At 62.0% G+C, this 20,391-nt stretch carries 15 protein-coding genes; 9 read left to right on the forward strand and 6 right to left on the reverse strand.

The genetic code is table 11. From position 1 onward, the window contains the following. Positions 1 to 17: 17 nt before the first annotated feature. A complete protein-coding gene (locus J2W46_RS04810) occupies positions 18 to 1,514 on the forward strand; it encodes an efflux transporter outer membrane subunit (RefSeq protein WP_310351727.1) in 1,497 nt (498 codons plus the stop codon). On the opposite strand, the gene J2W46_RS04815 is transcribed toward J2W46_RS04810, so the two are convergent. From J2W46_RS04815 to J2W46_RS04840, 6 genes are all read right to left on the reverse strand, one after another. Further along, positions 1,495 to 2,919, reverse strand: coding sequence for a heavy metal sensor histidine kinase (locus J2W46_RS04815; RefSeq protein WP_310351730.1), 1,425 nt, complete (start codon positions 2,917 to 2,919; stop codon positions 1,495 to 1,497). The genes J2W46_RS04810 and J2W46_RS04815 overlap by 20 nt on opposite strands. Next, on the reverse strand, positions 2,919 to 3,596 hold the full coding sequence (locus tag J2W46_RS04820; protein ID WP_027778691.1) for a heavy metal response regulator transcription factor: 678 nt from the start codon (positions 3,594 to 3,596) through the stop codon (positions 2,919 to 2,921). Before J2W46_RS04820 ends, J2W46_RS04815 begins: the two co-directional genes overlap by 1 nt. Before the next feature lie 162 nt (positions 3,597 to 3,758). After that, entirely contained in the window at positions 3,759 to 5,240 is a 1,482-nt protein-coding gene (locus J2W46_RS04825) for an ATPase domain-containing protein (protein WP_310351732.1), read from the reverse strand. 73 nt (positions 5,241 to 5,313) lie between these two features. Then, the gene (locus J2W46_RS04830; protein WP_310351735.1) at positions 5,314 to 6,834 is read right to left on the reverse strand and encodes a helix-turn-helix transcriptional regulator; all 1,521 of its coding nucleotides are present in this window, start codon (positions 6,832 to 6,834) and stop codon (positions 5,314 to 5,316) included. Between the two features lie 656 nt (positions 6,835 to 7,490). Next, positions 7,491 to 9,926 (reverse strand): hybrid sensor histidine kinase/response regulator, encoded by a 2,436-nt coding sequence (locus J2W46_RS04835; RefSeq protein WP_310351737.1) that lies wholly within the window; start codon positions 9,924 to 9,926, stop codon positions 7,491 to 7,493. A gap of 151 nt (positions 9,927 to 10,077) precedes the next feature. Beyond that, positions 10,078 to 10,503 carry a hypothetical protein gene (locus tag J2W46_RS04840; RefSeq protein WP_310351740.1) on the reverse strand — a complete coding sequence of 142 codons (426 nt, stop codon included), beginning with the start codon at positions 10,501 to 10,503 and terminating at the stop codon, positions 10,078 to 10,080. A 453-nt stretch (positions 10,504 to 10,956) separates the two neighbouring features. On the opposite strand from J2W46_RS04840, the gene J2W46_RS04845 reads away from it, so the two are divergent. The 8 genes from J2W46_RS04845 (at position 10,957) to J2W46_RS04880 (ending at position 20,391) form a co-directional block, all read left to right on the forward strand. Then, entirely contained in the window at positions 10,957 to 11,175 is a 219-nt protein-coding gene (locus J2W46_RS04845) for a tautomerase family protein (RefSeq protein WP_020066774.1), read from the forward strand. Between the two features lie 107 nt (positions 11,176 to 11,282). Next, the gene (locus tag J2W46_RS04850; RefSeq protein WP_310351743.1) at positions 11,283 to 11,789 is read left to right on the forward strand and encodes a DoxX family protein; all 507 of its coding nucleotides are present in this window, start codon (positions 11,283 to 11,285) and stop codon (positions 11,787 to 11,789) included. Between the two features lie 258 nt (positions 11,790 to 12,047). Next, positions 12,048 to 13,079: a TRAP transporter substrate-binding protein gene (locus tag J2W46_RS04855; protein WP_087751992.1), complete on the forward strand. Its 1,032-nt coding sequence runs from the start codon at positions 12,048 to 12,050 to the stop codon at positions 13,077 to 13,079. 15 nt (positions 13,080 to 13,094) lie between these two features. After that, on the forward strand, positions 13,095 to 14,990 hold the full coding sequence (locus J2W46_RS04860; RefSeq protein ID WP_087751993.1) for a TRAP transporter large permease: 1,896 nt from the start codon (positions 13,095 to 13,097) through the stop codon (positions 14,988 to 14,990). A 19-nt stretch (positions 14,991 to 15,009) separates the two neighbouring features. After that, positions 15,010 to 16,089 carry a LacI family DNA-binding transcriptional regulator gene (locus J2W46_RS04865; RefSeq protein ID WP_310351749.1) on the forward strand — a complete coding sequence of 360 codons (1,080 nt, stop codon included), beginning with the start codon at positions 15,010 to 15,012 and terminating at the stop codon, positions 16,087 to 16,089. Positions 16,090 to 16,093: 4 nt separating this feature from the next. Continuing rightward, entirely contained in the window at positions 16,094 to 17,101 is a 1,008-nt protein-coding gene (locus tag J2W46_RS04870) for a hydroxyacid dehydrogenase (RefSeq protein WP_310351751.1), read from the forward strand. Continuing rightward, entirely contained in the window at positions 17,098 to 17,913 is an 816-nt protein-coding gene (locus J2W46_RS04875) for an amidohydrolase family protein (RefSeq protein ID WP_310351752.1), read from the forward strand. Before J2W46_RS04870 ends, J2W46_RS04875 begins: the two co-directional genes overlap by 4 nt. 99 nt (positions 17,914 to 18,012) lie before the next feature. Further along, complete coding sequence (locus J2W46_RS04880) at positions 18,013 to 20,391, forward strand: ATP-binding protein (protein WP_310351755.1); 2,379 nt, start codon at positions 18,013 to 18,015, stop codon at positions 20,389 to 20,391.

The raw sequence follows: 20,391 nt of genomic DNA on the forward strand, positions 1-20,391 counted from the left end.
GATCCAGGAGACGGCTCATGCTCACTCTTCTTCATCCATTCGCCCGTCGCAGCGCGGCTATCGTCACCGTCTGCGCGTTGACTGCGTGTTCGACGCTGCCCACGTATCATCAACCGGAAGCGGCCGTGCCAACTCAATACGCAGGCGCTGCGGCGCCGGGTTGGAGCGTCGCTGCGCCAGCCGATGCCAAGCCGCCCGGCCCGTGGTGGACGCTCTTTCACGACGCCGAACTGGACCAGCTCGAAGCGCGCGTCGACGTGTCGAATCAGACCGTGGCGAAAGCGGTAGCGCAGTTGCAGGCCGCCCGCGCGATGCTCGACTACCAGCGTGCCGGCTACGCACCCACGGTAACGGCCGGCGCGGCGCAGTCGCGCACGAGGTTGTCGCAGAACGTGCTCGGGCATTCGCTCGCGGGACAGACGGTGCCCGACTACTCGGTGGGCGCCACCGCGAGTTGGGAGCCCGATCTGTTCGGCCGGGTGAAGGATGCAACCGTCTATGCGCGCGACAACGCGCAGGCAAGCGAGGCGGACCTTCAGGCCGTGCGCCTGTCGGTCGCCAGCGATCTCGCGACCGACTACGTCGATCTACGTTCGCTCGATCGTCAGAAGAAGCTGCTCGACGACAGCGTTACCGCATATGCCGCGGCCTTGAGCATCGTGCAACAGCAGTTAAAGGACGGTGCGATCGACGCATCGGCCGTTGCGCAGGCGCAGACGCAACTGGAGAGCACCCGCAGCCAGGACACCGACATCGACGTACAGCGTGCGCAGCTTCAACACGCCATTGCGACGCTGATCGGCATGCCGGCGTCGTCGTTCGCACTGGCCAGTGAAGTGAAAAGCGTGGGATTGCCGCAGATTCCAACGGGCGTGCCGTCGCAACTGCTCGAACGCAGACCCGATATCGCAGCCGCCGAGCGGCGCGTCGCGGCGGCCAACGCTCAGATCGGCGAGGCGCGCGCCGCGTACTATCCCAACCTGACGTTGTCGGCCACGGCCGGACTCGAAAGCACGTTCTTCGCGCCGTGGCTCACGGCGCCCAGCCTCTTCTGGTCGCTCGGCGCGCAACTGGCCGGCACGCTGTTCGACGGCGGCCGCCGCGATGCCTCGTTGAAGGGCGCGAACGCGCAGTACAACAGCGCAGTAGCGGATTACAGGCAGACTGTGCTGACCGCGTTCCAGCAAGTGGAAGACAACCTGTCCACGCTGACGACACTGGCTAGCGAAGCGGACAGCCAGCAACGCGCGACATCGGCCGCTGAGCTGTCGTTGAAGCTCACGACGAACCGCTATCAGGCAGGAGCCGTCAGCTACCTGGATGTCGTGACCGCACAAACCATTGCGTTGACGAATGAACGCACGCAGGAACTGATCGACGCACGGCGTGTTGATGCCAGCGTGCAGTTGCTAAAAGCGCTGGGCGGCGGCTGGAGTCGCACCTCGCTCGATGAAAGCGGGAATACGGCGGCGACCGCGCCACCGGACTCGCCTTCTAAGCGGCCGCAAACGTGAGGATGAAGCGTGTACCGGCCGCGTCGCTTTCGGCATGCGCGCTGCCGCCATGCAGTTCCATGATGGTGCGGACAATGGCAAGACCCAGACCCGCAGATCCGGACGCATTCGGCTCGCTTTTGCGCGACGGGTCCACGCGATAGAAGCGGTCGAACACCCGCTCGAGCAGGGCCGGATCGATCGGCTTGCCCTCGTTCGCCACGGTCACACGCAGCGTATGCGGAGCCTCGGCGGGGGCCTGTGCATCCAATGTGATCGTGGCCCCGCGCGGCGTATAACGGAGCGCATTCGCAAGCAGATTATTGACGGCGCGCCGGAACAGTTCCACGTCGGCGCGCAACTGGCCGCCGCCTGTTACGCGAATCTGCACGCCGGCTTCGTCGGCGACGCCCTCGAAGTATTCGGCAATGCGCGACAGCTCTTGCTGCGCATCGACCTGGGTCAGCGTCTTGACGAACTGCGGGTGTTCGGCGCGGGCTAGAAACAGCACGCTTTCGATCATGCGCGACAGCCGTTCGCACTCTTCGAGATTCGATGCGAGCACGGACCGATATTCATCGGCCGAACGAGGGCGAGCCAGCGCGACTTCAGTCGATCCACGCAGATTGCCAAGCGGCGTGCGCATATCGTGGGCGAGGTCCGCCGTGTATTGCGACATCCGTTCAAAGCCGCCGTGCAGGCGGTCCAGCATCGCATTCAGCGACGCGATGAGCGCGGCCAGTTCATTCGGCGCACCATCGGCTTCGATGCGCGTGTGCAATTTGTCGACGGTGACGGTGGCCGCGCTGCGCGCCATCTCGCGCAATGGCCGCAACGACTCGCGCACCAGCAACCAGCTCATCAGGAACGCGAGCAGCATACCCGCGAGACCCGCGACATACAGCCGATCGCGATACCGGTCGAGCAGACGCCAGCGGTCCGCCATATTGCGCGCGATGATGATCGTGACCGGCGTGCCGTCGCGCAACATCGCATCCGCAGCAAGTCCGCGCACCGGCACGTCCTGCGAGGTGCGCCACTCTGCGATGTCCGCTTCGGTGATGCGTTGCGAGGCGCCGATTCGTTTCATGAGCGCAGGCGACGGCGTCGTAGTGTCGGCAATGGCCGCCGTGTTGTGTTCGAACAGCAGCTTGCGCTGCGGATCGCGTACTTCCATCGACAGCGCCAGGTTGCCCAGCACCTGGCTAGTCAGACGGTCGCCGTGGCTGCGCAGTTCGTCGAGCGTATTGAGCTCCTGCGCGAGACGCCGCGTGTGCCGCGCGATCAGCACGATATCGAGGTCGTCCTGCTGCTTGACCTGGCGGTCCAGCGCGAAGTACAGCACGCTGCCGACCAGCGCGAATACGAGCAGCGTCGTGCCCGCGAATGCGAGTGCAAGCGTAGCGGTCAGCGAGCGTGCTGCCATCAGTCCGGCTCTTTCGCTTCAATTACGTATCCAACGCCGCGTACGGTCTGGATCAGCTTGACGGGAAAAGCGTCGTCGATCTTCGCACGCAAGCGGCGAATCGCCACTTCGACCACGTTCGTATCGCTGTCGAAATTCATGTCCCACACGTATGAAGCGATCTGCGTGCGGCTCAGCACCTCGCCCTGACGGCGCAGAAGCAGTTGCAACAGCGAGAACTCGCGGGGCGTCAGATCGATACGCGTTGCGCCGCGTTTCACGCGCCGCCGGTTGATGTCCATTTCCAGGTCGCCGACCGCCAGCAGTTCGCTCTCTCGCGGCGGACCGCGCCGCGCCAACGTACGCACTCGTGCCAGCAGTTCGACAAACGCAAATGGTTTGACGAGGTAATCGTCGCCGCCCAGTTCGAGACCGCGCACGCGGTCGTTCACGTCGTCGCGCGCGGTAAGGAACAGCACCGGCGTGGTATGAGTCGCGCGCAGTACTTTCAGCACGGCCCAACCGTCCATTGTCGGCAGCATCACGTCGAGGACGATCACGTCGTAGTCCTGCTCCTGTGCAAGCAGCAGGCCGTCGGCGCCGTCGTTGGCGAGGTCGACGGAATAGCCCGATTCTTCCAGGCCCTTTTTCAGGTACGCGCCTGTTTTCGGCTCGTCTTCGATCACCAGGATACGCATCACCAGCTCCGGCGTCATTGGATCAATCCCGTCATTTTAAGGGACTGGACGAATGTTACCGAAATGTTCCAAATGTTCCGTCACGCCGCGGTGTTCGAAGGCCGTCGCCTCGCTCTTTGAGTAAGTTTTTACCGGGATGTGCCCGCTACGGGCGATGGCTTCTCACTCGGAGGCGACGGAATTCGCGCCGAGCAAAGGCGTGTGTCCGGTATAAGACGGCAGTCCAGACAACACGCCTTTGAAGTCGCTCAACACGTCGCCTACTTCGAGTCCCTTGTCGCTCAGCCGGAATTGCCGGATCGAGCGTTCGTGCATGTTGGTCCGGCTTTTGACGGCCGACACCGCAGTCAACACCGAGCCTTCTGCTTCGAAGAACCGGAACAGCAGCAACGCATCGCTCAGGTAGCTCACGTCGATATTGCTCTGGATCTCGCCGATGATCCCGTGCTGACCGAGAACGAGCAGAGACATGACGCCCTGCTGGTTCAGATAGGTCAGCAGCTCGTGCATCTGCAGCATCAGGTATTTTTCGCCAGGCATCGCCTGCAGATATGCATTGAGGCTGTCGATAGCCACCACGCGCGCACCGTGCGTCTCGACCGCCGCCTGAACGCGGTGAGTAAATTCTCCTGGCGAGAGCTCCGCTGGATCTATCGGCTCGATCGACAGGAGACCGCTTTCGAGGTGAGGCGAAAGATTCATGCCGAGCGCTGCTGCGCGACGCAGTAGTGTGCCGAGCGTTTCGTCGAAGAGATAGTAGACGGCGTGCTCGCCCCGTTCGAGTGCCGTCTGCAGGCACCGGAGCACGGTAGTGGTTTTGCCCGCGCCCGACGGCCCCACCAGCAGAGTATTCGTTCCGCGCGCAAGGCCGCCGCCGAGCAGCGCGTCGAGTTCGGGCACGCCGGTCGACAGATTCTCGTGGTCGAACTGTACGTGTCGATCCCCGGCCACCAGCGTCGGAAAAACCTGAATGCCGCCGCTTTTCAACGTGAAGTCGTGAAAACCTCCCTGAAAGGCCACGCCGCGCATCTTGACGACGCGCAGACGCCGGCGCTGCGTGCCGTATTCGTGCGTGACCTGATTCAGGTTGATGACCCCGTGCGCCAGACTGTGCAACTGCACGTCGCCGGCGTCGGAAGTCTCGTCGTCGAGCAGCAACACCGTGCAGTTGCGATTGCCGAAAAACCGCTTGAGCGCGAGCAACTGCCGCCGATACCGCAGCGGACTCTGCGACAGAAGCCGTAGCTCGGACAGGCTGTCGAACACCACACGTGTCGGACGAGCCTGCTCGACCTCTCGCATCACATTACGCACCGTTTCGCCGAGTTCGAGCTCGGCCGGATTCAGCACCGTCTGTTCGTACTCAGGCGTGAGCCCTTCGTCGCTCAACAACTCCACGATTGCCAGACCGTCGAGCGACCATCCGTGAGTCGCCGCAACGGAACGCAACTCGGACGCGGTCTCGGACAGCGTGACGTAGAGACCGGTATCCCCCAGGCGCTGACCTTCGAGCAGGAACTGCAGTGCAAGAGTCGTCTTGCCCGCGCCGGGCGGCCCTTCGACCAGGTAGACCCGGCTTGCCGTAAGACCGCCGGCCAGGATCTCGTCGAGGCCGGCAACGCCGGTTGATACGCGGTGGTCCATGTGACTGCCACGGAGGTCAGAACTTTGATTTTCCATGAGAGGTAAAAAGACGCCGGCTGTGCCGGCATCGGAGTCAGGAAGAACGTCGGGAAGCGCGTGCCGCAGGGCGCGTGCTTGCAACGCCGCCAGCCGGCAGGCCGTGTTCGCGCGCCCAGATGATCGCCTCGCTGCGGCTGTGCAGACCGAGCTTCGCGTATAGCGTGCTCACGCGGCTGCGGACGGTGTTCGGAGCCACGCCGAGTCTCGTGGCAATTTCCTTGTCGGCCAGCCCCTCGCAGATCAGCGCGAGAACGTCGCGCTCGCGCGGTGTCAGGTCCGAAATCGCCGCATCGATCTTGCCGGGTGCCGTCCCGCTGCGGATATGACGAAGCTTGTCCAGAATCGACCGGCTGAACCACGACGCGTCCTGCATGACCGCTTCGATCGCGAGAAGGAGTTCGAGCTCGGTGCGTTTGCGCTCGGTGATGTCCTGAAACACCATCAGCACGCAGTCGTCGCCATGAATGGGGACCGACTCGGCGGAGATCAGGCAGTCGACCGCAAGCCCGGCCCGCGTGCGCACCTTGAACTCGACGTTGCGCAGGTTGCCCGACGTGGCGAGCATCTGCTCTATCTTCGCGTGCGCATCCTCTGCGTCCCAGAAGGTCGATTCTTCGAGCGTGTGACCGACAAGTTCTTCGGCCGCGAAACCCGTGGCGTCGAGAAACGCCTGGTTCGCCTCGAGCAGCCTGAGCGAATCACGTGCGTAGACGATGGTCGGAATGGGAGCCATCCTGAATGCATTCGCAAACTGCTCCTCACTGCGACGCAGCGCCTGCTCGGCCTTTCTGCGCGGCTCGAGATCCATGAACGTGAAGAGCATGCACGGCTCGTCGGCGAGATCGATCGGCTGTCCGGCGACGATAACCAGCTTGGACTCCGAGTCCGCGAGGCGCAGCAACGCTTCCATTTGCGGAATCGTCTGCCCTGCTGTCAGACGCTCGACGGCCAGCTCCTTCTGCGAAGCATTTTCCAGAACATCCAGTTCATAGACTGAACGCCCGATTACCTGCTCGCGTGTATAGCCCGTCATCTCGACAAAGCCGCGGTTGACCTTGATGAAGCGCAGATCGCTGAGCCTGCAGATAACGGCAGGTGCCGGGTTAGCGCCGAATGTCTTTTCGAAACGCTCTTCCGCGCTTGCCCACTCGGTTGCATCGTGCAGGATGAGCACGAGACAATCCGGCTCGCCGTCCGTGTCGGTAATCACCAGACTTCGCACGCGGTGAACCCAGCGCGGCTCTGCTTGCCCGGCGGGTGCGACCTCCACCAGTACGTCGCTAAAAGATTCACCGGCGACCACGCGATCGATCGGGTAACTGCCTGGTTCGATGCGGTGATTGTTCCGGTAGCGAAGCTGGAATCTTTGGCGGTACTCGGACACATTCCGGCCGAGTTCCTCGATGCTGCTGGCGCCATGCATGTCGAGGGCGGCCTGATTGGCCCAACGAATGCTCTGGTCGGGTTCGATGAGAATGACCCCTTCGCTCAGGCCTGCGATGATCTGCTGGAGCTGACGGCGGTCAGTTTTCGGGCGTTGCACGGAAGCGTCCATCGCGGCTGGCTGTTCTGTTCGGGCGCCGCGTCGCGGCAAGGTTCAAGGACGAAAGCGCCCGCGGCGGCGCACCGGCGCATTCGCCGGTTGCAACCGCCTGGGTCGCGCACACGCCATGGAAATCGTCCCGAACGGCATATGCGGCAGCAACATGCAGAACGTGCGGACAGGGTCTTCCGGACGCGTTCGCTATCGCGAGATTATCAGGGATGTATTTACCGACCGGTAGCCGCAAATGCACCCAAAGGGTGGGGGCAATTGCATGTTGACAGCAAGTGATTCTGCCCTCTTAGCGTCCAAAGTTCCGGTTCGAATGTCGGTCGGGAACTTTCCGAGCGCCGCTCTTCCTTACCTTATGAAAGACAATGGTTTTGTTTGGTGCAAGACGGGAGACAAAAATGAATCACCCACGAGGAAGGACGACTCAGACCAGTGAAGCGCAAGGCTCGGTAAAGGAAGCGATCGGCAAGGTAATCGGCGACACTCATGCGGAAGCAGAGGGGGCGGCCGAGAAAAAGGCCGCGAGAGAACGACGCACACAACGATCCACGCAACGATCCACGCGTGAAGAAGAGCGGCGCGCGCACGCAGGACCCCGATCACGCTCGTAGCGTTGCGCCGCCGCTCGGTATGCTTCAACCCACGTCATCGGGAACCTAGATTCGGAGCAGTTCCCGAATGGCCCTGAAGAGGCTCGTCGGCTCGACGGGTTTCGGCATATGCAGGTCGAAGCCGGCCTGCAATGCACGAGCCCTGTCTTCCGGACGCCCGAACGCTGTCACCGCGATCGCGGGCGTCTGATTGGCCTGCTGCCGCAGTGAGCGGATAAGCGAATAGCCGTCTTCGTCCGGCATGCCGATGTCTGAAAGAATGACGTCGAATTGCTCCGCATCGATCTGCCGACGCGCTTCGGGCGCCGATTCGGCACCCCGCACTCCGGCTCCAGCGGACTCCAGCACGGCGAGCATCGCATCGCGCACGTCCGCTTCGTCTTCGACCAGAAGCACTCTGATGCCGGCAAGCGCTTCGTCGCGGGACGATGTCACTATGTCGGTCAGCGGCGGTCCAGCCGGTGGCTCTCTATCTTCGGCCAGCAAAGGAATGTGAACGACGAAAGTGCTCCCACGCCCATCGCCTTCACTATGGGCCGTGATCGATCCGCCATGCAGCGTCACGATGCTCTTCGCGATTGCGAGACCAATACCGAGCCCGCCGAAGCGGCGTGTCGTCGCCTGTGAAGCTTGTGCAAATGGCTCGAATACGTGGTTGATGAAAGAAGCGGGAATTCCCGCTCCATTGTCCTCAACCCGTATCTCTGCCCAGTTGCCTGCGCGACTGGCAACGATCCCGATTTTCCCTTCAGCCTTCGAGTACTTCAGCGCATTGCTGAGTACATTGGAAAACACCTGACGCAGCCGGAGCGGGTCGCCCTCCACGAGCAATGTGTCTGCCAGCCGCGGGACGATCTCGACTCCCTTAGCGCGCGCAGCCAACTTAACGTCACTGATTTCGGCGACGAGCAGCGGCACGAGATCCACCTCGCTCGAATTGATGAACAGCTTGCCGGCGGCGATCCGGCTCAGATCCAGCAGGTCGTCGACAAGCCGCGTTTGCAGTTCGACGTTACGGTCTATCGCCTCGATGCCGCGCGCGATGAGTTCGGGATCGGTGTTTTCGTGTTGGAGAAGATAGAGCCACGACTGCATCGCATTCAGTGGCGTTCGCAGCTCGTGAGACACGGTAGCAAGAAAGGCATCTTTGAGCTGATTGGCGTGTTGCGCCTCTAACCGCAACAGCCGCTCGTTTGTCAGAAGCCGGTCGCGCTCCATTTCAAGCGCCTTGTGAGAAGAAACGTCGATGGTGATGCCGTCGAACCGCAACGGCCGACCCGCTTCGTCTACATGTGTTCGTCCCTTGGCACGAATCCACCGGATATCGCCCGATGGCGAAGCAGTTCGGTATTCGATGTCGTAGGGGACACCTTCGTTGACCGCCTTCTCGACAGCGTCCCGGGTTTTTTGCCTGTCGTCCGGGTGAATCCTTGCGTAGAACAGGTCAAAGCCGACCTCGGCGTTTGCAGGCAGCCAGAAGTGCTCCTTGCACTTGACGTTCCAGATGATCCGGTCCAGCGGAATCGGACAATGGAACGTGCCGATTTCGGCTGCCTGGATCGACAGATCAAGACGCTCGCGTTCTTCCGTGAGACTTTGCGCGTTGATTAGCGTTTCTTCGACATCGGTGATCATCCCCACCCATTCGTAGATCGCGCCGCTCTCGTCATGCGAGCCCGCCGCGCGAATCTGGCAACGCCTGTAGGTCGAAGATGCGGCGTGCCACAGCCGGACGTCCGCGCGATACGGCCCGTCTGTTTCGAGAGACCTGTTCAGCGCTGTCTGCGCTACGAGCCGATCGTCCGGATGGATCATTTCGGCCCACCCATAACCTTGGTGCTTCTCCCAAGGCTGCCCCGTATAGCTTTCCCACGAAGGTTGCGGCACCACGAACCTGCCCATGGCATCGCACACGTAGGCCGCCGAGCTGGCCACCTTCACCAGCGCGTGATATCGGGCCTCCAACAGCAATCGGCGCAATTCCGAATCGTCACGAGCGTCATCGTTCCCGGACGCGGCAGTGCCCTCTAACTTTCTGCCTGCCGCTGAAACCTCGCCCGCGGCGTCTTTGGACTTCACCAGCACCACCATCGCTGGCACCGCGCCGGTGGCATCGTCCACGGCAAGAGGATTGAATTCGATCCACCACGTGATGCCCGACTCAGAACCAGCAGCATTCTGCGCGACGTCCGCATCGATCGCAGCGTCGGCAATGACGACGCTCTGCGTTCGACCTTCTTCAAATGCTCGGGCCGCGACCGCCAGAAGTTTTGCTCGCGACGCCTCCCTCGACAGAACCGGCAGCTTCTCGATGACGAGAGAAACAAGGCTCGTGGACACCGACGGTGACGGGCGATAGTCGAACAGGTCGCTGAAACGGACGTTAGCTTCAATTACGGTCAAGTCACGAGCGAGCACTGCACACGCAGCGGGATTCGCCTCTAATAGCGCGACAGCCAATGCTCTAGTGTTAGCAAACATACACAGTTCCACCGCAATCGAAATCTTCTAAAGTTGCCTGCTCAACGGTCTCCACGGCCTGCGCAGCGCGTTCGCGGGTGCCGTTGGCGCTGGCATGATTAAACGTATCCGCCACCGGTCGAGCTGACCAGGCGCGGCGCTTCGTCATGTGTCATTGCGCACACACAATTGCGGTTAGCACCATCGGAATCACCGAATGAGTGACGGCATGGCTGCCCGCCGCAGCCAGTTCACGCTGCACCGACTCGGACGAACCGAACACGACCACGCCATAGAGCGGCGCGGACGCTGGCTTGCCGGTGCCGGCCGCGAAAAGCGGATCGCCGGGCTGATACCCAAAAATCGCCTTCACCCGGAAACCGAACGCGGTCAGATGTGCACCGCGGGTTGGGCGGAACGCGTTGACTGAATCCGGCTGAACGCGGTTGGCTGGCGTCTCAATCGATTGCTGATCGACCAGTTCCTCGACGAAGTCATGGGGCGTGTCCTCGCATGCCATTTCCTGATCCAGTGCATGACTGAATGCCGGTGTCGACAAAAAGAGGGCGGGCGTCAGCAGCCATAAAAAGAGTCGCATTGGGTACTTTTTCAAAGTCATCGTTACCCCGGTTGTAGTCCTTGTCTTGCATCAACGATAACTGCATGCAACCGGCCTGGCTGCAAATGCGTCAGCATTATTTGTACCGACGCGCTATCGTCCGTCGCGATCGGGCACACATTCGCGTGCAGCAGCGGTCCGCCCGGCGCGCAGCGGTGCTCCTTGACGATGCAACGAATCGTCTGACGACACCGGTTTTGGAGCTAAACCGACTTACGTCCATTTCCAGGTGACGCGCTGTTGGGCAGCAAGCAACACCGCGCCCGTCTACAGCCCCCTTCGCTCACTCATTATTGATCGACCTCGAATGCAGTTGTCCATCTGCCACTCTTTATCTCAGGACGGGCAACGACAAAAATGCGGTCAGTCATGCCGGACCGCCCGGTGCCACGACATGCGCCTCGTCAACGAGGCATCTACAGGAGAAGCACTATGCCGTTTGCAAATTACAAGTTCCCGGAAGGCATTCTGGACCACGCGCGCAAGGAAGAGATCATCCATCGCACTACGGCGATGTTCGTCGAATACTTCGGTGAAGGTGTCCGTCCGTATTCGATGGTTCTTGTCGAGGAAGTTGCCGACGGAGGATGGGGTCGCGCCGACGAAACCCTGACGCTCGAAAAAATGGGACTCGCTCCGAAGTCGAAATAACTGTCGTTCGGGGAACGCGCAGGGTTCACCGGACTACTCGTTCCGGTCCGTGCGCGGTCCGGCACCCTGCTCTCACCCGGTCTTTTCAATTCATGCGGAGCCTGGCTATGGATCTCGACACGCAGGAACTCGACACCCGCAACGCAGATGCGACGGCTCCGAAGCTGATCATTCCGCAACTCGGCCGGCTCTATCGGCTCTTTGATCCTGTGTCATACGCCGTATTGCGACTTGGTTTCGGCATTGTCCTTCTCACCCACGGACTCCCGAAGGTGCTTGGCCACTCACATGGATCAATGGACAATCCATTGGCGAGTTCCATGCGGCTGATCGATTCCAGACTTCACCTTCCGGCAGCGGAAATGCTTGCCTATTTCGTGACCTTCCTCGAGTCGGGCGGCGCGTTGTGTATCGCCCTGGGATTCATGACGCGCATTTTTGCCGCAATGATTACGTTCGAGATGATCGGGATCTGCTTCGTCCTCGCGCCAGCATGGGTCTGGCTGGACAAGGGCATGGAATATCCCGTCCTGATGGGCTTGCTTGCGCTGCATATTGCGTTCACGGGCGCCGGCCGCTATTCGATCGACAAGGCCATCGGTAAAGAAATTTAACGCACGCAGCTTGATGCGGCGTTGTCCATCGCGCGCCGCGAGCCGCTTGTTCACGCCTGTATCGCGGTCGCTTTTTGCGGTGTGCCAGTGCGCCGCGCCTCATAGTCAACCACCGCGTGCACCCGGGTAAACGCCCATTTGTTCCAGCGATGCCGCGATTTACTGTATCGATACACTAAATCGATACAGTCGCGCGTTCTGTCTTGCCGCGCCCGACAAACTCGTCCGCGGTCAACGCGGCATCCAGGAGACAACACCATGCATTCCATTTCCCGGCGACGGTTCCTTCAGACTGCTTCGGCAGCTTCGCTTGCAGCCGCGGGCGCGGGGTTTCCCGCGATCGTGCGTGCGCAGCCCGCCGCCACGTTGCGGCTGTCGTCGTCCATGCCTCCCAACGAAAACGCCGCGCACTACGTGTGGTATCAAAACCTCGCGGCAAACCTGAAAGCGAGCGTCGGCGATCAGATCCGGATCGACTACTTCCCGAATAACCAGCTCGGCAAGGAAAGCGACGTGGTGCAGCAGGTGAAGGTCGGCGCCGTCGACATGATGGTCACCGGCTCGTCGATCTGGGCGACCGTGTTGCCGGAACTGGGCATGCTCGATCTGGGCTATGTGTTCGACAGCTTCGACCACGTCGGGCGCGCCATGGACGGCACCGTCGGCAAAACGTTCGACACGATGCTGCAACAGCGTGCGGGCTGCTCGGTCGTCACGTGGGGCTATTCGTTCGGCGCGCGCAACGTGTTCACGAAGAAGCCCACGCAATCGCTTGCCGACATCAAGGGCGTGAAGCTGCGCGTGCTGCCCACGCCCGCCTTCATGGAAACCTTCAAGCTGATGGGCGCTGTACCGACGCCCATTCCAATCGGCGAGTTGTATATGGCCGCGCAAACAGGCGTCGTCGATGGCTTCGAGCATGACTGCGCGACCGTGCTCGCGAGCAAGTACGACGAAGTCGTGAAGTCGTGCTGGCAGACGCAGCATGTGTTCAGCCCGCTCGTCGTCGCGATGGGCCGCCGCGCGCTGGCGAAGATTCCGGAGAATTTGCGCCCCGCGTTTCAGAAAGCGGCGCAAGACGCGACGGTGAAGCAGCGCGTCGTAGCCATCGAAACGGCTGCCCGCGCCGAGCAGGAGTTGAAAAAGCGCGGCATGACGTTCTATCCGATGTCGAAGGCCGACCGCGACACCGCGCGCGGCGAGATGCAGTCGCAGTTGTACGCTAGCTTCTCGAAGCAGTATCCCTCGACCGCGCCGCTCTTCAGCGCAATCGCCGCAGCGCGCGGCTAACGAGGCAGGCACACCATGACCACTTTCTCCGCGACGCCCGGGCCGGAAACGCAACTCGCCGCGCCGGGCTTCGGCCATGAGACCATGCTCGCGCGCGGCCTCGCCCGTCTCATGCGCTGGATCGAATACCTGTGCGCGGCGGTGCTCGCGGCCGATGTGCTCGTGGTGTTCCTCTCCGTGATCTACCGCTATTTCCTGCATGATCCTTTCGACTGGGCCGAGGAAGTCGCCGGCGCGCTGATGATCGTGCTGGTGTTCTTCGGCGCCGCCACGGTGCTTGCGCGCAGTCAGCACGTCGGCGTCGACCTGTTTCGCGGCATGCTGCCAAGGCGCTGGCAGCCCGCGCTCGTTCATGTGGGGCACTGGGTAATCGTTGGCGTCGCGGGCAATCTTTGCGTGTCGTCGTGCCTGCTGCTGGTCGATTCGTACGGTCAGATGACGCCGAGCGGCCTCCCCGCATGGATCAACGTGTATCCACTCGTCATTGGCAGCGTATTCATGACGATCTTCGCGCTCGCCAACGCGGTGAACGGCGCGCGCAAGACCGTGCTGGGCACATTGGTCGGTTGCCTGTTGCTCGCAGCGGCCGTGTTCGCGTGGAACGCCTCGGTGCCCGCTCACGCGATCAAGCCCGGCTCGCTGCTGATAGCCGGCTTCGTCGGCGCACTGGTGCTCGGCGTGCCGATCGGCTTCGTGCTCGCGTTCTCAGCGCTGCTGTATTTCCTCGCGGACCCGTCGCTGCCGATGCTCGTCTACTCGCAACAAGTAATGGCCGGCACCGACCACTTCGTGCTGCTCGCCATTCCGTTCTTCGTATTAGCCGGCCTGCTGATGGAAACCAACGGCATGTCGTCGCGACTGATCGAACTGCTGCTGCGGATTTTCGGGCGCGTGCGCGGCGGCCTCGGGCTCATCACGATCATGGCGACGGCCTTCTTCTCCGGTGTGTCCGGTTCAAAGCTTGCGGATATCGCGGCCGTCGGCGGCGTCGTGATGCCAGCTGTGCGCCAGAGCAAGGAAGATCCGAACGAAGCCGCAGCGTTGCTCGCCTGCAGCGCCGTGATGGCCGAAACCATTCCGCCGTGCGTGAACATGATCATCATGGGCTTCGTCGCGAACATATCGATCGCGGGGCTGTTCCTCGCGGGCGTGGTGCCGGCAGCCGTCCTTGCGGTGGCGTTGGCGATCGTCGCGGTGATTTTCGGGCGCCGCATCAATCTCGCCGATGCGCTCACCAATCCGCGCGCGTGGATGCCGCTGCTCGGCGGCGCGCTGGTCGCGCTCGTCATGATCACCATGATCGGCAAGGGTGTGACTTCGGGTATCGCGACGTCAACCGAAGTGTCCGCATTCGCCGTGGTCTATGCGCTTATCGTCGGCTGGCTGGCGTTTCGCGAGCTGACGCCGAAATCGGTGGCACGGGTATTCGTGCGCTCGGCATCGATGGCGAGCAGCATTCTCTTCATCGTCGCGGCAGCATCCAGCGTGTCGTTCGCGCTGACCATCGAGCAGATCCCCGCGCTCGTCTCCGATTCGATGATCGCCTTCGCGCATCAATACGGTCCGACGATGTTCCTGCTGCTCTCCGTGCTGATCATGATCGTGTTCGGCGCGGTGCTGGAAGGCGCACCCGCGCTCATCATCTTCGGCCCGCTGCTTACTCCGATCGCCACGCAACTCGGCATCAACCCGCTGCATTTCGGCACGGTGATCGTCGTCGCAATGGGCCTGGGTTTGTTCGCGCCGCCGGTCGGCCTGGGCCTCTTTGCGACCTGCGCCATCACCGGCACGGAAATGAAGGCTGTGGCGCGTCCTATGCTCAAATATCTGCTGGTGTTGTGCATTGCACTGGTGGTGCTGGTTCTGGTGCCATCCTTTTCGTTGTGGTTGCCGACCCGGCTCGGCCTGTAGCCGGCAGATGCAAAACCTTATGAGCACCATTCAGGATGTCGCCCGCGAGGCCGGTGTATCCGTGAGCACGGTATCCAACGTACTCAACGGCCGCACCGACCAGATGCGTCAGGAAACGCTCGCGCGCGTGCAGGCCGCGATGAGTTCGCTGCAATACCGGCCGAGCACGCTCGCGCGTCAGCTCAAGACGGGACAGACGCCGCTCATCGGACTGCTCGTGCCGTCCATCGCCAATCCAATGTACGGCTATATCGCACGCGAGGTCGAAACGTATGCACAGGAGCGCTACGGCTACCGTGTGATGATCGGCAACACGTATCGCGATCCGGCGAAGGAAGCGTCGTTCTTCGAAGACCTGCTGTCGCAAGGCGTGCGGCGCGTGATCGTCATCTCGTCGCTTGCGAACGAGCGCCATCTGGAAACCGCCGTCGAACGCGGCATGGTTGTTGTCAGCTACGACCGCCGCGCGACCGAAGGTGAGACCACGCGCGTCGAACACGTCACGCCGGACAACTTTGAAGCAGCACGCATCGCGACGCGCCATCTGATCGCGCACGGCCACGCGCGGCTCGCCTTTGCAACGTTGACCGGCGTGACGATGAGCCGCCGCGACAAGATCAACGGGTTCCTCTCGGCAGCACAGGAAGCGGGGCTATCAGAGGAGGCGCGCGTGCTCGACAGCGGCCCGGTGAACGAATACGGCGACTCGATGATTGCTGAGAACGGTCGCGCGCTCGCGCGCCTGCTCTCGCAAGACGACGCGCGCCCGACCGGCATTGTCGCGGTCAATGACCTGATGGCGCTCGGCCTCATGGCAGGCCTGCGCGAGTGCGGACTGCGCGTGCCGGAAGACGTGTCGATCGTCGGCATGGACGGGCATTTCCTCGCGGCGATTTCAAACCCCGCGCTCACAACCGTGCAACTTCCCGTGCCGGCGATGGCCGCCGCGATGGTGGAGCGCGCGATGCGTCCGCACGACGAACCCATGCCTGCATCGGAGCAGGCGCTGTTCACGGATATCACGCTCGTGGAACGCGAATCGGTCGCGCGCCCGGGCAAAACCGCGGCGAAAGCGAAGCAAGCCAGAGAGACAGGATAAGGACATGAACAAGGTATTCGTGAGTCATCCCCGGCACATGCTGGATCATTACTTCGGCACGCGCGCCGCGGCGGCGCTGGCGAAGTTCGCCGACGTCACGTACAACCCCGAAGATCGCGAACTGACGCTCACTGAACTTGCCGACGCCGCGCGCGAGGCCGATGTCATCATCGCCTACCGGCAGACGCCGGCGCCGCGCGCGTTGTTCGAAGCGCTGCCGAAGCTGGCCGCCTTCGTGCGCTGCGCGGTGGATATCCGTACCGTCGATGTAGATGCGGCGAGCGAACTCGGCGTGCTCGTCACGCAGGCGAGCGCAGGCTTCATACCGGCCGTGTCCGAGTGGGTGATAGGCGCAATGCTCGATCTCGCGCGAGGCACCACCGCGTATGCAGAGGCGTATCACCGGCACGAATCGCCTGTTCCGAAGATGGGCCGCGAGTTGCGCGGCAGCACGTTCGGCGTGATCGGGTATGGGCAGATATCGCGCTACCTGTGCCCTCTCGCGTCGGCCTTCGGCATGCGCGTGATCGTGTCCGATCCGTATGCGACGATCGACGACACGCGCGTACAGCAAGTCGGCCTGGACGATCTGCTCGCCGAGTCGGACTTCGTCGTCTGCCTTGCGCCCGCCACGCCGCAGACTGCGAACCTGATGAACGCGCAGACGTTCGCGGCGATGAAAGCGGGCGCGTACTTCATCAATGCGGCCCGCGGCGAACTGGTCGACGACGCCGCTCTGCTCGCCGCGCTGGAGTGTGGCCACCTGGCAGGATGCGCGCTCGACGTGGGCCGCGCGGCAGATCAGATGCCATCGCCTGAGTTGGCGGCCCATCCGCGCGTGATCGCGACGCCGCACATTGGCGGACTGACGCCGGGCGCCATCGAGCATCAATCGATGGAAACCGTCGCGCAAACCGGAGCACTGTTTCAGGGCCGCATGCCCGCGGGCGCGGTGAATGCGGAGCACGCGCATCGCGTCTCGGGCTTTGCCATGCCGACGGACGCGCGATGACACCTCCAATCGACTTCGAAGGCGCATGCGATTGCCATATCCACGTGTACGAGGAAGGCTATCCGCTCGCGGCGAGCGCAACCTTCACGCCGCCGCCGGCACCTGCATCGGCATATCGCGAAGTGCAGCGCGGGCTCGGTTTGTCGCGCGCAATCGTCGTGCAGCCGACGGGGTATGGCTTCGACAACCGTTGCACGCTCGCGGCCATCGCTCAGTTGGGCGACGGTGCGCGCGGCGTCGCGGTCGTGCCGCCCGATGTCAGCGATGACGAATTGCAGCGCCTGCACGATGCCGGCATACGTGGCGTGCGTTTCATGATGCTGTCGGGCGGCGTACTGCCGTGGAGCGTGATCGAGGACATGTCGGCGCGCATCGCACCGATGGGTTGGAATATCAACCTGCAGCTGGATGGGCACACGTTGCCTGCTCATGAAGCGATGCTGGCGAGCTTGCCGTCGAATCTTGTTATCGATCATCTCGGCAAATTTCTCGCGCCCGTCACACCGGAAAGCGAAGGGTTCGCGTCGTTGTGCCGCCTGCTCGACGGTCCGCGTTGCTGGATCAAGCTGTCCGCGCCCTATGAAAGCTCGCGCAACGGCTCGCCTGATTTCGACGACGTGTCGTGGCTCGTGCGCACGCTTTCAAGCCGATTTCCGGAGCGCGGCGTGTGGGCGTCGAATTGGCCGCATCCCAACGTCAAGCCCGTGCCCGACGACGCGCGCATGCTCGACTGGACGATGCGGCTAACGGAAAGCGACGAAGTTCGCCGCAAGATGCTTGTAGATAATCCGGCTGAGTTGTATGGGTTTTAGGCGAGTTCCAGACGCGCCGGGCCCACACATTTCGATCTGCAGTTCAAGTTCCGATGAAACGAATATGCGAAAATACAGCACACCGTTTCCGGAGCAAGCATGGCAGAACTGCCTTATTCCGCTTCATCGGCAGCTGAGGTCGACTGCGCGCGAGAACCCATTCATATCCCAGGCGGTATTCAGCCGCACGGCTTTCTGTTCAGCATTGCCCCAGACGGAACGTTGTTGCAGGTCAGCGCCAATATCGCGAGCCTGACAGGCTCGCCCGCGGAGAACACACTGGGCGGCTCGATAGCGAGCATTCTCGGCGAAGAATGGGCGGCCCGCATCGTCAACGGGCTTGCCTCGCAGGTCGATGACGGCATCCCGCTTTACATCGGTTCGATGAGCGACCCGCGCGGTGAAGAGGCATCCGGGCGGCCATCACCCTTCGCCGTTATCGTGCATCGCTATCAGGGTGTCGCGATCGTCGAACTCGAGCCGGCGCTGGGAACCAGCGACGTGTTTTCGTCGATGTATCCGCTCGTGCGCACATTCATCAACCGCCTTGAAGAGGCGAACAGTATCGAGTGTCTCGCGCAACTCGCCGCCGACGAAGTGCATCGCATCACCGGTTACGGCCGCACTCTGGTCTACAACTTCGACGAAGCCGGTATCGGTCACGTGATCGCAGAACACGTCGAACCGGGGTACGCGTCTTACATCGACCAGCACTTTCCTGGCTCGGACATTCCAGCACAGGCGCGTGCGCTATATATACGCAACCGCATCCGCTTGATCGCGGACGCCGGATATCAGCCCGCGCCGCTCGTGCCGTCCTTGCACCCGTCGACAGGCAAGCCCACCGATCTGACCTACGCTTCGCTGCGAAGCGTATCGCCTGTGCACGTGCAGTACATGAAGAACATGGACACGATGTCGTCCATGTCCATGTCCATCGTAGTTCGCGGAAAGCTGTGGGGCTTGATTTCCTGTCATCACGATAGCGGGCGCGTTCCGCCTTTCGAGGTACGCACCGCGTGTGAACACATTGCACAAGTGCTGTCGCTGCAGATCGAAGCGAAAGACGAACATGCCGAAGCCGCGTACCGACTCGAATTGCGCCGCACCCTCACGCGGCTTCTCGGTGCAATGGCAGATGCGGACAGTTTTACCGACGCGCTCGTCAACGATCCTGGCGACTTCCTCGGACTGACCGCATCAGACGGCGCAGCCATCGTCGTTGACGGTCGAGTGCTGCTCATCGGTAGCACGCCATCCGAGGCGGACGTCGGGAAGCTCGTCGAATGGCTGGATACCAAGTCTCAGGAAACGTTCGAAACCGACGCCCTCGCGTTCACCTGTCCGGTCGTGCCAGCCAATCCAGGTTATGCCGGCCTGCTGTCCGTATCGATTTCGACGTTGTTCCGGAATTACGTGCTGTGGTTCCGCAAGGAAGCCATTCAGACAATCAAATGGGCGGGCGATCCGCGAGAAAAGCTCGCAAGTCTTTCGCCTTCGCTGTCTCCGCGCAAGAGCTTCGACGTCTGGACGGACACGGTACGCGACCGATCGCTCGCATGGCGCCCTGCTGAACTGGAAATTGCTTCGGAATTCCGCACTGCCTTGCTCGGCATCGTGCTGCGCCGGGCCGAAGAACTCGGGCAACTCGCGCACGAACTCGGACGTGCGAATGAGGAATTGCAAGGTTTCTCCTATACGGTATCGCACGATTTGCGGGCGCCTCTTCGGCACATCGCCAGCTTCGCGGATCTGCTGCGTCAGATGGAAAGCGGCGCGCTGTCCGAGCGCGGCCAACACTTTCTCGAGCGGATCATTTCATCGGCGAAATTTGGCGGCGAGCTGGTAGACGACCTGCTGGCGTTCTCGCAGATGAGCCGCACGGCGCTGCGTCCGCAACTGATCGACGTGCAGGAACTGGTCGACTCCCTGATCGCCGACGAACTCAAGCACGCGTCCGAGCGCAACATCACGTGGCACGTGGGCGACCTCGGCCAGATTACGGCGGACCCTGTGCTGATTCATGTCGTGCTGCGCAATCTGATCGAGAACGCCGTCAAGTTCACCGCGACGCGCGATGCCGCTGTAATCGAAATCGGCCGTTACGCAGGGGAAGATGCACTGGCCGGCCACGACGTATTCTTCGTGAAAGACAACGGTGTCGGTTTCGACATGCTCTACGTCGGCAAACTTTTCGAAGTCTTCCAGCGCCTGCATCGCATGGAAGAATTTAGCGGAACCGGTATCGGCCTCGCGACCGTGAAGCGGATCGTCGAACGTCATGGCGGTGAGGCGTGGGCGGTCGGCGAAGTGGACAAAGGGGCAACCGTGACATTCTCACTGCCCCGTTCGCTTGCGGCTGTTGCAACGGGGAACGAAGAATCGCCGGCAGTCTCCGCGGCACGCCCAGACAACTTGATGGCGCACAACCGGACGCGGTCTGATCGGAGAGCTGAAACGAAGATGAAAGGAGAATGA

This window comes from Paraburkholderia strydomiana (assembly GCF_031456815.1).
GTDB lineage: Bacteria > Pseudomonadota > Gammaproteobacteria > Burkholderiales > Burkholderiaceae > Paraburkholderia > Paraburkholderia caledonica.

Bases quoted from the DNA above. Each gene is read 5' to 3' on its own strand.
- J2W46_RS04810 (WP_310351727.1), top strand. From the start codon at position 18: ATGCTCACTCTTCTTCATCCATTCGCCCGTCGCAGCGCGGCTATCGTC.
- J2W46_RS04815 (WP_310351730.1), bottom strand. From the start codon at position 2,919: ATGGCAGCACGCTCGCTGACCGCTACGCTTGCACTCGCATTCGCGGGC.
- J2W46_RS04820 (WP_027778691.1), bottom strand. From the start codon at position 3,596: ATGCGTATCCTGGTGATCGAAGACGAGCCGAAAACAGGCGCGTACCTG.
- J2W46_RS04825 (WP_310351732.1), bottom strand. From the start codon at position 5,240: ATGGACCACCGCGTATCAACCGGCGTTGCCGGCCTCGACGAGATCCTG.
- J2W46_RS04830 (WP_310351735.1), bottom strand. From the start codon at position 6,834: ATGGACGCTTCCGTGCAACGCCCGAAAACTGACCGCCGTCAGCTCCAG.
- J2W46_RS04835 (WP_310351737.1), bottom strand. From the start codon at position 9,926: ATGTTTGCTAACACTAGAGCATTGGCTGTCGCGCTATTAGAGGCGAAT.
- J2W46_RS04840 (WP_310351740.1), bottom strand. From the start codon at position 10,503: ATGCGACTCTTTTTATGGCTGCTGACGCCCGCCCTCTTTTTGTCGACA.
- J2W46_RS04845 (WP_020066774.1), top strand. From the start codon at position 10,957: ATGCCGTTTGCAAATTACAAGTTCCCGGAAGGCATTCTGGACCACGCG.
- J2W46_RS04850 (WP_310351743.1), top strand. From the start codon at position 11,283: ATGGATCTCGACACGCAGGAACTCGACACCCGCAACGCAGATGCGACG.
- J2W46_RS04855 (WP_087751992.1), top strand. From the start codon at position 12,048: ATGCATTCCATTTCCCGGCGACGGTTCCTTCAGACTGCTTCGGCAGCT.
- J2W46_RS04860 (WP_087751993.1), top strand. From the start codon at position 13,095: ATGACCACTTTCTCCGCGACGCCCGGGCCGGAAACGCAACTCGCCGCG.
- J2W46_RS04865 (WP_310351749.1), top strand. From the start codon at position 15,010: ATGAGCACCATTCAGGATGTCGCCCGCGAGGCCGGTGTATCCGTGAGC.
- J2W46_RS04870 (WP_310351751.1), top strand. From the start codon at position 16,094: ATGAACAAGGTATTCGTGAGTCATCCCCGGCACATGCTGGATCATTAC.
- J2W46_RS04875 (WP_310351752.1), top strand. From the start codon at position 17,098: ATGACACCTCCAATCGACTTCGAAGGCGCATGCGATTGCCATATCCAC.
- J2W46_RS04880 (WP_310351755.1), top strand. From the start codon at position 18,013: ATGGCAGAACTGCCTTATTCCGCTTCATCGGCAGCTGAGGTCGACTGC.